This window comes from Lutimaribacter saemankumensis (genome assembly GCF_900100005.1).
GTDB lineage: Bacteria > Pseudomonadota > Alphaproteobacteria > Rhodobacterales > Rhodobacteraceae > Lutimaribacter > Lutimaribacter saemankumensis.
In genome coordinates this window covers 110,171-122,569 of the sequence record NZ_FNEB01000005.1, presented here as the reverse complement: position 1 = coordinate 122,569, position 12,399 = coordinate 110,171, and the positions used below count along the sequence as shown (strand labels likewise).

Annotated in this window: 13 protein-coding genes and 1 tRNA gene; 6 read left to right on the top strand and 8 right to left on the bottom strand. The window is 59.4% G+C overall.

The annotated features are described in order from the left end of the window. Nucleotides 1-8 precede the first annotated feature (8 nt). From galU to BLT50_RS11005, 5 genes are all read left to right on the top strand, one after another. On the top strand, nt 9-902 hold the full coding sequence (gene galU / locus BLT50_RS11025) for a UTP--glucose-1-phosphate uridylyltransferase GalU (protein ID WP_090028741.1): 894 nt from the start codon (nt 9-11) through the stop codon (nt 900-902). A gap of 15 nt (nt 903-917) precedes the next feature. Continuing rightward, entirely contained in the window at nt 918-2,159 is a 1,242-nt protein-coding gene (locus BLT50_RS11020) for a glycosyltransferase family 4 protein (protein ID WP_245723362.1), read from the top strand. Between the two features lie 70 nt (nt 2,160-2,229). Further along, entirely contained in the window at nt 2,230-3,216 is a 987-nt protein-coding gene (locus BLT50_RS11015) for a glycosyltransferase family 2 protein (protein WP_090028874.1), read from the top strand. A 16-nt stretch (nt 3,217-3,232) separates the two neighbouring features. Further along, nucleotides 3,233-4,930 carry a DUF5927 domain-containing protein gene (locus BLT50_RS11010; protein ID WP_090028740.1) on the top strand — a complete coding sequence of 566 codons (1,698 nt, stop codon included), beginning with the start codon at nt 3,233-3,235 and terminating at the stop codon, nt 4,928-4,930. Nucleotides 4,931-4,933: 3 nt separating this feature from the next. After that, nucleotides 4,934-6,361: a nodulation protein NodH gene (locus BLT50_RS11005; RefSeq protein WP_090028739.1), complete on the top strand. Its 1,428-nt coding sequence runs from the start codon at nt 4,934-4,936 to the stop codon at nt 6,359-6,361. Here BLT50_RS11005 and BLT50_RS11000 read toward each other — a convergent pair whose 3' ends face one another. The 7 genes from BLT50_RS11000 to BLT50_RS10970 all read right to left on the bottom strand — a co-directional run bounded on the left by BLT50_RS11000 (nt 6,362) and on the right by BLT50_RS10970 (nt 10,429). Beyond that, entirely contained in the window at nt 6,362-6,826 is a 465-nt protein-coding gene (locus BLT50_RS11000) for a PTS sugar transporter subunit IIA (RefSeq protein WP_090028738.1), read from the bottom strand. It lies immediately after the preceding gene. Between the two features lie 48 nt (nt 6,827-6,874). Further along, nucleotides 6,875-7,441: a ribosome hibernation-promoting factor, HPF/YfiA family gene (hpf, locus tag BLT50_RS10995; RefSeq protein WP_090028737.1), complete on the bottom strand. Its 567-nt coding sequence runs from the start codon at nt 7,439-7,441 to the stop codon at nt 6,875-6,877. Nucleotides 7,442-7,683: 242 nt separating this feature from the next. Next, nucleotides 7,684-8,442, bottom strand: coding sequence for an LPS export ABC transporter ATP-binding protein (gene lptB / locus BLT50_RS10990; RefSeq protein ID WP_090028736.1), 759 nt, complete (start codon nt 8,440-8,442; stop codon nt 7,684-7,686). Nucleotides 8,443-8,446: 4 nt separating this feature from the next. Then, complete coding sequence (gene lptA / locus BLT50_RS10985) at nt 8,447-8,935, bottom strand: lipopolysaccharide transport periplasmic protein LptA (protein ID WP_425433952.1); 489 nt, start codon at nt 8,933-8,935, stop codon at nt 8,447-8,449. 9 nt (nt 8,936-8,944) lie between these two features. After that, nucleotides 8,945-9,520 (bottom strand): LPS export ABC transporter periplasmic protein LptC, encoded by a 576-nt coding sequence (gene lptC / locus BLT50_RS10980; protein WP_175491459.1) that lies wholly within the window; start codon nt 9,518-9,520, stop codon nt 8,945-8,947. A 70-nt stretch (nt 9,521-9,590) separates the two neighbouring features. After that, nucleotides 9,591-10,202 (bottom strand): ribonuclease D, encoded by a 612-nt coding sequence (locus BLT50_RS10975; RefSeq protein ID WP_090028872.1) that lies wholly within the window; start codon nt 10,200-10,202, stop codon nt 9,591-9,593. Between the two features lie 140 nt (nt 10,203-10,342). Beyond that, nucleotides 10,343-10,429, bottom strand: a tRNA-Leu gene (locus BLT50_RS10970). A 144-nt stretch (nt 10,430-10,573) separates the two neighbouring features. Here BLT50_RS10970 and BLT50_RS10965 point away from each other — a divergent pair. Further along, nucleotides 10,574-11,554, top strand: coding sequence for a complex I NDUFA9 subunit family protein (locus BLT50_RS10965; RefSeq protein ID WP_090028734.1), 981 nt, complete (start codon nt 10,574-10,576; stop codon nt 11,552-11,554). Here BLT50_RS10965 and BLT50_RS10960 read toward each other — a convergent pair whose 3' ends face one another. Beyond that, the gene (locus tag BLT50_RS10960) at nt 11,555-12,358 is read right to left on the bottom strand and encodes an undecaprenyl-diphosphate phosphatase (RefSeq protein WP_090028733.1); all 804 of its coding nucleotides are present in this window, start codon (nt 12,356-12,358) and stop codon (nt 11,555-11,557) included. It abuts the gene before it with no gap. Between the last annotated feature and the right edge of the window lie 41 nt (nt 12,359-12,399).

Below are 12,399 nucleotides of genomic sequence, written 5' to 3'. Positions count from 1 at the left end.
GTCAGGATATGAGAAGAAAACTTACCAAAGCGATCTTTCCGGTAGCCGGTTTGGGAACGCGCTTTTTGCCGGCAACAAAGTCGGTTCCGAAAGAAATCATGACCTTGGTTGACCGACCGCTCATTCAGTATGCGATCGACGAGGCGCGCGCGGCAGGCATCAAGGAATTCATCTTTGTCACGTCGCGCGGCAAAGGCGCGCTTGAGGATTATTTCGACGAAGCACCCCAGCTGGAGCAGGCCTTGCGCAAATCCGGCAAGAACGAATTGCTCGAAATCCTGAAGAACACCAACATGGAAAGCGGGGCGATTGCCTATATTCGCCAGCACAAGGCGCTTGGTTTGGGTCACGCCGTCTGGTGTGCGCGCAGGCTGATTGCCAACGAACCGTTTGCCGTGATGCTGCCGGACGATGTGATTGCGGCAGAAAAGCCGTGCCTTCAGCAAATGGTCGAAGCCTACGAGGAAACGGGCGGCAACATCGTCGCCGCCATGGAAGTGCCCCAGGAAAAGGCCGGTGCTTACGGTATTCTCGACGTGAAAGAGGACATGGGGTCCGTCGTTTCCGTCAAGGGCATGGTCGAAAAACCGGCGAAGGGCGAAGAACCGTCGAACCTTGCCGTGATCGGCCGCTACATCCTGACGCCGAGCGTTCTGCAGAACCTCAACAAGATGAAATCGGGTGCTGGCGGCGAAATTCAGTTGACCGATGCCATCGCTGCCGAGATCGACGCCGGCCGCGATGTTTTCGGATACCGGTTCCGTGGGCAGCGGTTCGATTGCGGATCGAAGGCTGGCTTCCTGCAGGCGACGGTGTCCTTTGGATTGTCCAGACCCGAACTTCGGGATGAGTTGGCGCAGTACCTCCGCGAGGTCGTTTCGCTGGAGAAGGCCGCCGAGTAAGGCGGCCTTTTGGCCGTGTCAGCCGAACCCCGGCCATCGCACCATGCATACTTGCTGGATCTGTCCCGGCTGGTCAGCCGCGCCGGGCGTATGCCGACTGGCGTTGATCGCGTCGAGCGTGCCTATCTGGATAACCTTCTGAAGGGCGATGCGCCGCTTTTCGGACTTGTCCGCACTGCCTATGGGTTTGCCCTGCTCGATCGCACCGGGATGTCGGAGCTGCGTGCCAGGTTCGCCGGAACAACACCGTGGGGCCAAACCGACCGTTTGTCGCGGATGCGCAGGGGATTGTCCGAGCCGCGCAGACGGGCCGAGGCGGATGTGCGGCGTCTGGCAATCGCGCGGTGCCTTCCGCAGAGACTGACGCGGATGTTAAAGCAGCATGTCCCGCGTGGCGGTATTTATTTCAACATAGGTCACAGCAACCTGACCGACAGGGTTCTGACGGCGGTCGTACAGGGTGCAGCAGCACGTGTTGCCGTGTTTGTGCACGACACCATCCCCGTCGATTTCCCGCGATTCCAGAGGGCGGGTGTGGTCGAACGGTTCGGTCCGATGCTACGCCGCGTGCGGGCGCGGGCCGATTGGATTATCTGCAATTCCCATCAAACCGAAGCGGATTTGCAGCGTGTGATGGGCCCATGGGGTGCGATACCGCCGATTATCGTGGCGCATCTGGGCGTGGGCCTGCCTGAACCGGCCGTGTCGTGGCCCAGGCCCGAAGGATTTGATCCCGACCGTCCGTTTTTCGTTACCTTGGGCACAATCGAACCGCGCAAGAACCATGGTTTTCTTCTGGATGTATGGGCCAGCCTTGTGCAGCACGGAAAGGCTCCGATACCTCAACTTTTGATTTGCGGAACGCGGGGCTGGAACAATGAGGCGGTGTTCGACCGCCTGGACACCGACCCGATGATTGGTCGCGATGTGTTCGAACTGCCGGGGCTTACCGATGCCGAAGTGGCCGCGGTACTAGGTGCATCTGCGGGGTTGCTGTTTCCCAGTCATGCCGAGGGGTACGGCCTGCCCGCCATCGAGGCAGCCGCGCTGGGCGTTCCGGTTCTTTGCAACGATCTGCCGGTATATCGGGAAACGCTGGGCGATATTCCCGTTTACGCATCGGTTGACGACATATATCCTTGGCAGCGCATAATAATGGCCATATTGGCCGATAATCGGGCAGGATCCGAAAAACGACTGATCGACGTGCCGGGATGGGACGCGCATTTCAATACCGTCTTAAGCAGACTGGTATAGGTGCACGCCCGGGCAGATCAGTCCGGCGCGGGACAGGGACGACGATTTGGGCGCTTTGCAATCATACCGACTGAGACTGCAGCGAAAGCGGTGGCTCATTCGTGCGTTTCGCAAGCGTCGCGAATTGAAGACTGTGATCGACCGGACATCGCAGATCCGGCCCGGTGATATCCTGCTTTTTTCTACACAGCGGAACGAAAAGATCCGGCTGCCGTATTTCCTGAACTACTACCGCGAGATGGGGATCAACCATTTTCTGATCGTCGACAACGACAGCAACGACGGGTCGGTCGACTATCTTGCGGATCAGCCGGACGTGTCGCTGTGGCACACGAAGGGCAGCTACAAGCGGTCGCGCTTTGGGGTGGACTGGCTGAACTGGTTACAGCGGAAATATGGGCATGGTCATTGGACCTTGGTCGTCGATCCAGACGAATTTTTTGTCTATCCCTTCTGTGACACGCGCCCGATCCGTGCCCTGACCGACTGGCTCGATGCTTCGTCGATCAAGTCGTTTTCGGCTATGCTTCTGGATATGTACCCCAAGGGCCGTATCGACGAACAACCCTATCGCGCCGGCCAGGATCCCGTTGAAATCGCCACTTGGTTCGACTCAGGAAACTACACGATCTCCAAGAACCACCGGTTCGGGAACCTTTGGATTCAAGGCGGGCCGCGCGCGCGTGTTTTCTTTCCCGACATGCCGCAAAAGGCGCCGGCGCTGAACAAGATCCCGCTGGTGAAATGGGACAGGCGGTATGCCTATGTCAGTTCGACCCATATGCTTTTGCCGCGGGGCCTGAACCTGGTCTACGACGAATGGGGGGGCGAAAAGGCAAGCGGCGTGCTGCTTCATACCAAGTTTCTTGACACCTTCACGGTGAAAGCCGCCGAAGAGCTGAGCCGCAAACAACATTATGCGGCAAGCGTCGAATACAAGGCCTACGCTGAAACGCTTAAGGACAATCCCGATCTTTGGTGCAAGTGGTCGGAGAAGTACATAAATTGGCGGCAGTTGGAAATTTTGGGTCTCATGTCCAAGGGCAACTGGGCATGAAGTGGGGTGCGTGCGAATGACCGTCGGGATCGTCATGCTGGTGCATACAGCACTTGGCCGTGCCGAACAGGTCGCGCGCCACTGGCATGCGGCCGGATGCCCGGTTGTGATCCATGCCGACAAAAGCGTTCCGCGAAAAATCTATTCCGCGTTTGTCGATGCCTTGTCGGATTTGCCGAATGTGCGCTTTTCCAGCCGACACCGGTGCGAATGGGGCACCTGGGGCATCGTCGCGGCGTCGCAAAGCGCATCGGAACTCATGCTCGAAGAGTTTCCGCAGGTGCGCCACGTTTATCTTGCGTCAGGCTCCTGTCTGCCGCTTCGTCCCGTGCAGGAGTTGATCGACTATCTTGCCGACCGTCCGCGCACCGATTTCATCGAAAGCGCGACCACCGCCGATGTTCCCTGGACGGTTGGCGGGTTGGATCATGAACGTTTCACCCTGCGGTTTCCGTTCAGCTGGAAACGGAACCGGGCGATGTTCGATGCCTATGTCAAACTTCAGCGAAGGCTGCGCCTGTATCGCAAGATTCCGAAAGGTATCGTGCCGCATATGGGCAGCCAGTGGTGGTGCCTGACCCGGCAGACGCTTTCCGCGATCTTGCAAGACCCGGAACGCGACACGTATGACGCGTATTTTTCAAAGGTCTGGATCCCGGACGAAAGCTATTTCCAGACACTCGCACGGTTTTATTCGACCAATATCGAAAGCCGATCACTGACGCTGTCCAAGTTCGATTTCCAGGGCAAACCGCACATTTTCTATGATGACCATCTCCAGCTCTTGCGGCGCTCGGACTGTTTTGTCGCCCGCAAGATCTGGCCGCATGCCGACCGGCTGTACGAGGCGTTTCTGACCGACCCGGCCGGCGCGATGAAACGGACCGAGCCGAACCCGGGCAAGATCGACCGCATCTTTGCAAAGGCCGTCGAAAAGCGGACGCGTGGGCGATCGGGTCTGTACATGCAGAGCCGTTTTCCGAACGAGGGCTGGGAAAACGGTGTCACCTCGGGGCGGTATTCGGTGTTTTGCGGGTTCTCGGATCTCTTTCAGGATTTCGAAAATTGGCTGACCAAGGCGACCGGCGCGCGCGTTCACGGCCACCTGTTCGGGCCGACGCGGGTCGAATACGCGCAGCGCCAGACGATCATGAACGGCGCGCTTTCCGACAACCCCAAATCCCGCGATTACAATCCGCAGGCTTTTCTGACGAACCTGGTCTGGAACACGCGCGGCGAAAGACAGTGCTTTCAGTTCGGTCCGGGCGACAACCAGGACATCAACTGGTTCATGGCCAAGGACCCCAATGCGCAAATTTCGGTTGTGTCTGGTGCGTGGGCCGTTCCCCTGTTCAAGTCGAACCGGAATTTCGCGGATATCCGAAAAGAAGCGGCGCAGTTGCAGCGCATCGAATCCGAGTTTCTGGATGTCCTGCGCTCGCCCCACGCCAAGGCGCGCATTCGCATCTGGACGATGGCCGAATTCATCGAAGCACCGATGGAACCGCTGCAATCCATCGTCGATGAGATCGGCAACAAATCCCTGCGCCGGCTTGCCGAAGTTCCGAAGATGGAAGACCTTACCGGGTTTGGCCAATTCCTCCAGAACCTCAAGAACCAGGGCATGCATCCCTATCTGATGGGTGATTTCCCGGTCGAGCGTGATCTTGGGCCGCAGCAAACCCGTCCGCGCAAACCCTACCTGGTCAAGTAAACCATGACTTCGCGCTTTGATTACTTTGTCGTTTTCGCAGAGATGCGCACGGGATCGAATTTCCTGGAAACGAACCTGAACGCCTATGATGGCATCACCTGTCATGGCGAGGCGTTCAACCCGCATTTCATCGGTTACCCGAACACGACCGAAATCCTGGGTGTCACGCAGGCGATGCGCGATGCCGATCCGTTGCGCCTTGTGACCACGATACGGGATCAGACAGAAGGCCTGGGTGGTTTCCGGTACTTTCATGACCACGATGCGCGGGTTCTGGATGCCGTGTTGGGCGATCCGCGTTGTGCAAAGATCATCCTGACGCGCAATCCGGCGGAAAGCTATGTGAGCTGGAAAATCGCGCAGGCGACCGGCCAATGGAAACTGACTGACGCGCGCCGGCGCAAGGACAGCCGCATTACATTCGACCGTGACGAATTCGAGTCGCATCTGGGTGCCCTGCAGGCGTTCCAGTTGCAGCTGTTGCACGGTCTGCAGATCACCGGGCAAACGGCCTTTTACGTGGATTACGAAGACCTGCAAAGCGTCGAGGTCATGAACGGCCTTGCCCGATGGCTTGGGGTATCGGGGCAATTGGAAAGCCTGGATCAGAGCCTGAAAAAGCAAAATCCCGAACCGATGGCGGACAAGGTCAGGAATTTCGACGCGATGGGCGATGCCCTGGCGCGCCTTGATCGGTTCAACCTCAGCCGCACACCCAATTTCGAACCCCGCCGCGGCGCGCAGGTGCCCAGCTTTGTTGCGGCGGCAAAGGCGCCGTTGCTTTACATGCCGGTGCGCTCGGGCCCCGAGGCGCAGGTCATGTCGTGGCTGTCTGCCCTCGATGGGGTCGCGCTTGAAGAACTCCAGTCGAAATTCACCCAGAAAACCCTGCGCCAGTGGAAGCGCCAGTCCCCTGGGCACCGCAGTTTCACGGTTCTGCGCCATCCGGTGGCGCGTGCGCATGACGCGTTTTGCCGGCGTATCCTGGCGACGGGGCCGGGCAGCTACGCTGAGATTCGCAAGACCTTGCGGCAAGCTTTCAAGCTTCCGATCCCCGGCCAGGCGCCTGGTGCGGATTATGACCGCGCAGCACATCGAACGGCGTTTCTGGCCTTTCTCGAGTTTCTAAAGAAAAACCTGAACGGGCAGACTGGAATTCGTGTCGATGCCTCATGGGCAAGTCAGGCACAGGTGATTCAGGGATTTGCCAATTTCGCGTTGCCAGACGTGATCCTGCGTGAGTCCGAAATGAGCGAGGCGCTGCCCGATCTCGCCCGTCGGGTCGGCTGTGATACAATTCCGGCACTGGCCCCGGCGCAGGATGATGCACCCGTAGCTTTGGCCGAGATCTATGATGACGAGATCGAGGCACTTGCCGCGCAGGTGTATCAGCGCGACTACGTGACCTTCGGCTTCGATCGCTGGAGCTGATCAGGCGGCCTGAACGGTCTGCGCCTCTGTCAGGATCGTGTAGAGCGTCTGCGCATCCGCATTCGCGCGCAGTTTCTTGCAAATCGACTGCTCGCGCAGCGTACGCGAAACCAGCGCCAAGGCCTTCAGGTGTTCGACACCGGCCGTTTCGGGGGCGAAAAGCCCGAAGATGATGTCGACTGGCTGCCGGTCGACCGCGTCGAAATCGACGGGCTTTTCAAGAAGGATGAACACGCCGACCACGTCTTCGAGATCTTCGATCCGTGCATGGGGGAGGGCCACGCCATGGCCCACCCCGGTCGGTCCCAGCGTTTCGCGCTCCATCAACGCCTCGACTGCGCGCGCTGGATCAATTCCGTGCGCGCTGGCTGCGAGATCGCCAAGATCGTGCAACAGGCGTTTCTTGCTCGATGCCGAAGAAACGACCTTGACGGCCTCCGGCTTGAGGATCGTGGAAAGTTGCATGCTCGTCCTGTCTGTGTGGACGGCCGGCGTGACCGGCCGCCTCTCTTATCAGTTCGGATCGATCCACCCTATGTTGCCGTCTTCGCGGCGGTAGACCACGTTCAATCCGTCCTTGCCCTCATTGCGGAACACCAGCACCGGCGCCCCTGCAAGTTCCATTTGCATAACCGCCTCGCCAACCGACAGCGACGGAATGCGGGTTTCCATTTCCGCGATGATCATCGGCTGGAGCGTTTCGGGCTCTGATTCCGCGTCATCTTTGTCAGAGGCGAGGATATACGAGGACGCGCCCATGAGTTCAACCGGTTCGGACCGTTCACGGTGATGATCCTTCAGCCGGCGCTTGTAGCGGCGCAGTTGCTTGTCCATCTTTTCGTTGCAGCCATCGAAGGCGGCATAGATTTCTGTGGCGTGTGCCTTGGCCTGAGCGGTCAGGCCGGTGGAAAGATGCACAGTTGCCTCGCACACGAATTCATGGCCGGATTTCGAGAAAGTGACGTTCGCGTCCGTGGGGCGTCCGGCATATTTTTCGACCGTGCTGCCCAGTTCGGTCTTCACATGGGTCTGAAGGGCCTCGCCGATGTCGATATGTTTGCCGGTAATCTGATAGAGCATCTTGTCTCCTTTGCGTGACAAATCGGGGTCTTTTCCCGACAGCGGAATGCGGCCGGTTTGTTTATGCCCGAATGCTGAGAAGAGACATTCTTCCGGATTGTTCCCGACCGGGCCTTGGCGAACAGGCCATGCGCGGTTGCGGTGCAAAACCCAAGAATGTCATAGCCCCATTTGAGGCGAGTCGGGCGGGTGCTGTCAATCGAAACCGATGAAACATCACGTTCATGCGTCAGACCGCCGTTTCAGGACATACGGAAATTGTCGCCAAGGTAAACGCGGCGCACATTGTCGTTCTGCACCACATCGTCCGGGGTTCCCGACATCAATACCTTGCCATCGTGCAGGATATAGGCGCGGTCGATGATTTCCAGCGTTTCGCGCACGTTGTGGTCGGTAATCAGAACACCGATCCCGCGTTTCTTCAGGTCGGCGACAAGGTGACGAATATCGCCGACGCTGATCGGGTCGACGCCTGCAAAGGGTTCATCCAGAAGAAGGTACTTGGGGTCAGCCGCCAGGCATCTTGCGATTTCGACCCGCCGCCGCTCGCCGCCTGACAAGGCCAGCGCCGGTGCGCGCCGCAGGTGTTCGATCGAAAACTCGCTCAGCAATTCTTCGAGCCGTTCGCGACGCTTGTGCCTGTCCTTCACGGCGATATCGAGAACGGCGGAAATGTTGTCTTCGACGCTCAGGCCCCGGAAAATCGACATTTCCTGCGGGAGGTATCCGATACCAAGCTGGGCGCGGCGATACATAGGCAAATTGGTCACGTCACGCCCGTCGAGAATGACATTCCCGGCCTCGGCCGTGATCAACCCCGCGATCATGTAAAAGGTCGTGGATTTCCCCGATCCGTTCGGTCCCAGAAGGGCGACAACTTCGCCCCTGTTCAACTCCATGCTGAACTCGCGGATGACCACCCGTTTCTTGTAGCTCTTGCGCAGGTTGACCACGCGCAGGCCGAGATCGCCGTCGGTGACTGTCAGCTCGGGACGTGCCATCGGGTTACTCCTGCGGCTGGAGAATGGTTTTCACACGTCCCTGCATTTCGGCAGACCCGGTTTTCAGGTCGACCGTCATGTAATCCGACGTCATGACGTTGATGCCGCGTGTCACCAGAACGTCGCCTGTCATGACGACCAGCCCCGTGTCGATATCATAATCTGCCCGCGACGCTTCTGCTGCGTCCTCGCCGCTGACCAGCGTTGCACCGCCGGTGGCCTCGAGCCGTTGAATGCTGCTTTGGTCTTCGCTGTAGATGACCTCGACGCGCGGCGCAGCAAGCCGCATCTCACCCTGTACGATCACCACATCGCCGGTGAAAACCGCAACACCGGTTTCCTGGTCGACGGAAAGCTGTTCGGACGTGACTTCGACCGGCAGGCTGGTGTCCTGCTGCATGTTTCCGAAGGCGACACTGGTGGTCTGCGCCTGCGCAACAGATGCCAGAAAAAGCAAGCCGCAGACGGCAAGGACATGACGAATGGCTGACACTGCTACCCCCTAGTTTGCCGGATCATATACCAGCTTGACGCCGTTTGTGAAAAGCAAATGGGCATTGCCTGTGTCCGGATCGCTTTCGATCTGCATTTTTCCCGCGTCAATCCGCCCCGGAGGGCCCGTTCCGGTGACCGGACCGGCAGTTTCGGCCTCGATCCTGTCCATGGCGGTGGTCAGCTTGTCAGTGACGATCCTGTATCCCGCCGAGCTGGTAATGACCGTGTTTCCGATCAACTGCGCCTGCTGCTGACGATCGTTCACGACGCCCTCGTTCGCCGCGAAATCCATATGCGATCCGCTCGGAAAGTCGATATGGGCGGTCAAGTCCTGGGCAAGCAGGCGTTCACCCTGGGTGCGGTCCGGCTTTGCCGTCGCTGCCACAAAGGAAATGAGATCGCCGTTAGCTGTCGCACCAGAGAAGACCGGCCCGGTCACCTGCTGATCGATTACGCGGTTCTCGATCTCGTCGGCGACAAAGGGAATGGTTTTCGACGGGTCGACGCTGCGCGAAAGCAGAAAGAGCGTAGACAGGATACCAAGGGCCAGCAGCGGAAGGACAATCCGCAGCCAGGCCATCATGTGGGGGTAATACCTGTCCCGGCGACTCATGGCGCACAAGCCCCGGGGCGCGATATGTCATCCGCAGCGATCAATGGGCGAAAATGTCGATCTCGGGCCATCCGGCCAGGTCCAGCCTCGCGCGCATCGGCAGGAAATCGAAACAGGCCTGCGCCATGTCGGTACGCCCTTCGCGTTCCAGCATGAGGTCGAGCGCGTCTTTCAGGCGATGCAGGTGCAGGACATCGGATGCGGCATAGTCCAGCTGTGCTTCGGTCAGGGCCGATGCGCCCCAGTCGCTCGATTGCTGTTGCTTCGAGATGTCGACACCCAGCAATTCCTGCAGCAGGAACTTGAGGCCATGGCGATCGGTGTAGGTGCGCACCAGCTTGCTGGCGATCTTGGTGCAGTAAACCGGGGCGGTCACCGCACCGAACGCATTGTAGAGCGCTGCAATATCGAAACGCCCGAAATGAAACAGCTTCAGCACCTCTGGGTTTTCCAGCATCGCACAGAGATTCGGGGCCTCGGTCTGGCCTTTCTCGATCTGAACCAGATGCGCATTGCCGTCACCGCCCGACATCTGCACCACGCACAGCCGGTCGCGGTGGGGATTGAGGCCCATGGTTTCGCAGTCAATGGCCACCACCGGACCAAGGTCCAGGCCATCGGGCAGATCGTTCTTGTATAGATGGTTCGTCATGATCGTCCTTTGCGCCGTTTGCGTGCCTGACGGGGCCTGCATGGTGTCTGCCGGGTTATCCAACCTCACCAGCAGCGGTGCAAGGATATTTGTCCCCGGCAGAATGCCGGAACGGTCTGGATGATCACAAATTCGGGAAATGGTGCCCAGGAGAGGACTCGAACCTCCACGTCCGTACGGACACTAGCACCTGAAGCTAGCGCGTCTACCAATTCCGCCACCTGGGCAGGTGTCGTGAGCAGGGCGTTTAGACCCGACGCGCAGCACTGTCAACGGCGATTCTGGCGTTTTTTCAGATTCCTTTCTACCGCCTTGTTCCGGGCCGCGGTTGGCGGTAGGAACGCACAGGATTTACTTCGCCGGAGGCAGACATGTCGAAACTCGTCACCATCTATGGCGGATCGGGCTTTGTGGGGCGCTATATCGCGCGGCGGCTGGCCAAGGACGGCTGGCGCGTGCGTGTCGCGGTGCGCCGCCCGAATGAGGCGATGCATGTGAAACCCTATGGTGTACCGGGCCAGGTCGAGCCGGTTTTCTGCAACATCCGCGATGATGCCAGCGTGCGCGCGGTGATGCGGGGTGCCGATGCGGTCGTGAACTGCGTGGGCACTTTCGATGCCGGTGGAAAGAACAATTTTGATGCCGTGCAGCACGAAGGCGCCGAACGTATCGCACGCATCGCTGCCGAAGAAGGCGTCGCCCGGATGGTGCATATCTCGGCGATCGGGGCCGACAAGGATGGGCCCAGCCGCTATGCCCAGACCAAGGCACTGGGTGAAGAGGGCGTTCTGGCCCACATGCCCGATGCGATGATTCTGCGCCCGTCGGTGGTGTTCGGCCCCGAAGACGGCTTTTTCAACAGGTTCGCGTCGATGGCCGCCTCGATGCCGGTCTTGCCGCTGGTGGGGGCCGATACGAAATTCCAGCCGGTCTATGTCGATGACGTGGCCGCCGCCGCGGTGATGGGCGTCGATGGCAAGGCCAGCGGAATTTACGAGCTTGGCGGCCCCGATGTTCGCAGCTTCCGCGAGTTGATGCAGGAAATGCTCGAGGTCATCCAGCGGCGCCGTCCGATCGTCAACGTTCCGTTTTGGATCGCCCGGATCATGGCGTTCTTCCTGGACATGGGGCAGGCGGCGACCGCCGGGCTGGTCAAGAACGCGATGATCACCCGCGACCAGGTCAAAAGCCTGTCGGTGGACAATGTCGTTGCCACGGATGCAAAGGGTCTGGCCGATCTGGGTATTCAGCCGACCGCGACCGAAGCGGTACTGCCGGAATACCTGTGGTCGTTCCGTCCGTCCGGGCAGTATGCAGCGATCAAGAAATCGGCGCGTAACCTGCGCGCCTGATCAGCTGTAGCCGATCCACAGCAAGACGATTCCCAGCAGCACACGATAGATCACGTAGGGTGTAAAGCTGACTGCGCGCAGAAGCCGCATCATCAGGCTTAGCGCCAGCAGGGCTGCGGCAAAGGCAAGTACGGCCGCAATCGCGCCGTCCCGCGCGGCCTGTGCGTTGGCCGTGGCGACGACCTCGATCCCCAGTAGGGTTGCGCTGGCGATGATCACGGGGATCGACATCAGCATCGCGATCTTCGCGCCGTCGTGCCTTTTATAGCCCAGCATCCGGGCGGCCGTGATCGTGATGCCCGAGCGTGATGTTCCCGGGATCAGGGCAACCGCCTGCCACAACCCCATCTTGATCGCGTCACCCAGGCCCCAGTCTTCGTCCGTCTTTTCGGTCTTGCCTGTCTGGTCTGCCCAATACAGCAGCAGGCCGAACAGCAGCATTGTCCAGCCGATGACCGTGATGCCGCGCATCGCGTCGTTCAGGCCGGTGACTTTCAGGATCAACCCGAAAACGACGGCCGGTATCGTCGCGATCAGCAAAAGCAGGGCAAGCCGAGAGCCCTGCGTGTCAGCCTTGCCGGTCAGGAGCCGCGGGGTGCCGGCAATCGCGATGCGGACATCCGCCCAGAAATAGAGAATGACGGCAAGCAACGTGCCGACATGCACCGCGACATCAATCGTCTGACCCTGGTCTTCCATCCCGGTCAGACCCGGCAGGAGTATCAGGTGCCCCGACGAGGAAATCGGCAGAAATTCGGTGATACCCTGCACCACGGCGACAAGGAAAATGTGGAACAGGGTCATGCGAACAGTCCGTGTTGGTTTCACCCCTTGCTAGCGCCCTT

Bases quoted from the DNA above. Each gene is read 5' to 3' on its own strand.
- galU (WP_090028741.1), top strand. From the start codon at position 9: ATGAGAAGAAAACTTACCAAAGCGATCTTTCCGGTAGCCGGTTTGGGA.
- BLT50_RS11010 (WP_090028740.1), top strand. From the start codon at position 3,233: ATGACCGTCGGGATCGTCATGCTGGTGCATACAGCACTTGGCCGTGCC.
- BLT50_RS11005 (WP_090028739.1), top strand. From the start codon at position 4,934: ATGACTTCGCGCTTTGATTACTTTGTCGTTTTCGCAGAGATGCGCACG.
- BLT50_RS11000 (WP_090028738.1), bottom strand. From the start codon at position 6,826: ATGCAACTTTCCACGATCCTCAAGCCGGAGGCCGTCAAGGTCGTTTCT.
- hpf (WP_090028737.1), bottom strand. From the start codon at position 7,441: ATGCTCTATCAGATTACCGGCAAACATATCGACATCGGCGAGGCCCTT.
- lptB (WP_090028736.1), bottom strand. From the start codon at position 8,442: ATGGCACGTCCCGAGCTGACAGTCACCGACGGCGATCTCGGCCTGCGC.
- lptC (WP_175491459.1), bottom strand. From the start codon at position 9,520: ATGATGGCCTGGCTGCGGATTGTCCTTCCGCTGCTGGCCCTTGGTATC.
- BLT50_RS10975 (WP_090028872.1), bottom strand. From the start codon at position 10,202: ATGACGAACCATCTATACAAGAACGATCTGCCCGATGGCCTGGACCTT.
- BLT50_RS10965 (WP_090028734.1), top strand. From the start codon at position 10,574: ATGTCGAAACTCGTCACCATCTATGGCGGATCGGGCTTTGTGGGGCGC.
- BLT50_RS10960 (WP_090028733.1), bottom strand. From the start codon at position 12,358: ATGACCCTGTTCCACATTTTCCTTGTCGCCGTGGTGCAGGGTATCACC.